General features: G+C 57.4%; 1 protein-coding gene. It reads left to right on the forward strand.

Going from position 1 to position 1,608, the window contains the following annotated elements; translation table 11 throughout:
* Nucleotides 1-669: 669 nt before the first annotated feature.
* Nucleotides 670-1,608 (forward strand): ribosome small subunit-dependent GTPase A (gene rsgA, locus L691_RS0109790; protein ID WP_025690284.1); only part of this gene is annotated, 939 nt, incomplete at its 3' end.

The raw sequence follows: 1,608 nt of genomic DNA on the forward strand, positions 1-1,608 counted from the left end.
TCATCGGGGATCATCCCGTGAACGATATATGGGGAGCGGGACGCGCCGGTATGAGGGGCATTTGGCTGCGCCGCAACCATTCGTGGGACGACAAGCTGGATGTGCAGCCCTGGAAGACGATCGATGAGCTTCACGAACTGCGGAGCATTTTATAGTTGGAGAGATTAAGGGTTGACAAAAAGCTGTCTATTTGTTTATGATTGCACCATAAATTACCGGAAGGAGAGGATGTATTATGACAGTTTATACGGCTTGGGTCTTGTCGGTTGTTACTGCTCAGGATACGTGTCTTCCGGGAACAGGCTGTGCGCGTGAGGTAGACGCCGCAGCATAAGCGCGCATGTTTCGTATGCCAATAGCGCCGCCGGGGACCGTATCGGTTCCGGCGGCTTTTTTGCATATAGCGGCAGGCTCCAGAAGTCTGTCCGCATATGCATGTGCGCTGCATCGGCCAGGCGTCCAGAGGACACCGCCGCAGCGCACGCCAGGTTAGGCAGGTCAAGCAGTCTCTTTAGCTAAGAGACCTTGCCTGCCACCGCCCGCCGGAACGTATGGGTTCCGGCGGGCTTTTTTGCGTCTAAAACGCACTAAGTTCAAGGCATGCGCGTGGTTCCCGGCAGAAAAATGAAGGAATCTGCAAGAAGAAAAATAAATGAGTGGAGGTATCGCATGACGATACGGCAATACGGATGGAATGAATATTGGATGAATCAATGGGGCAGCATGGCAGGGCAAGAAGCGGCCAGAGGGTCTCTTGCTCCCGGGCGGGTTGTCGGGGATTTCGGAAGCAAGTACCGGATATTGACGGAAGATGGAGAACGTTGGGGAGAGCTGTCGGGCAGGCTGCGGCATTCGCTTGAAGTTTCCGGGGATTACCCCGCTATCGGCGACTGGACTGCGGTCAAACTGGCGGAGGGCGGGCAGGTAATCATCCATGGCGTGCTTCCCCGCCGCAGCGTGATATCGAGAAAGGCCGCTGGAACGCAGCCGAAAGAGCAAATCGTAGCCGCCAATGTGGATACCCTGTTCCTGGTCAGTGCGCTGAATGATGATTATAATCTCCGGCGGATGGAAAGATATCTCATTATGGCCTGGAACAGCGGCGCATCACCGGTTATTCTGCTGACCAAGGCGGATTTATGCGAGGATCCGGGTTCCAAAATAGCGGAGATGGAAATGGCAGCCCCGGGAGTTCCCGTTTATGCGGTCAGCGCGCTTACGGACTCCGGACGCGATGCTTTGCTGCCCTATATCGGCGAAGGACGGACAATCGCACTGACCGGGTCCTCGGGCTGCGGCAAGTCGACAATGGTCAACTGGCTCTGCGGCGCGGATCTTCAGCTGACCCAGGAAGTGAGGGAGGATGACAGCAGGGGCCGGCATACGACGACGCGCCGCGAATTGTTTCTGCTGCCTGACGGCGGGGTGATCATCGACACCCCCGGAATGCGGGAGCTTCAGCTGTGGGAGGACGAAGGCGGGGTGGATCTCGCATTCTCAGATATTGCGCAGCTCGCGGCCCGCTGCCGGTATGCAGACTGCCGGCATGAGCGGGAGGAGGGCTGCGCCGTCCTGGAGGCTGTCGAAAGCGGCGAGCTTGAGGAGAAG

The organism is Paenibacillus zanthoxyli JH29 (assembly GCF_000520715.1).
GTDB classification, from domain to species: Bacteria; Bacillota; Bacilli; order Paenibacillales; family Paenibacillaceae; genus Paenibacillus_AQ; species Paenibacillus_AQ zanthoxyli.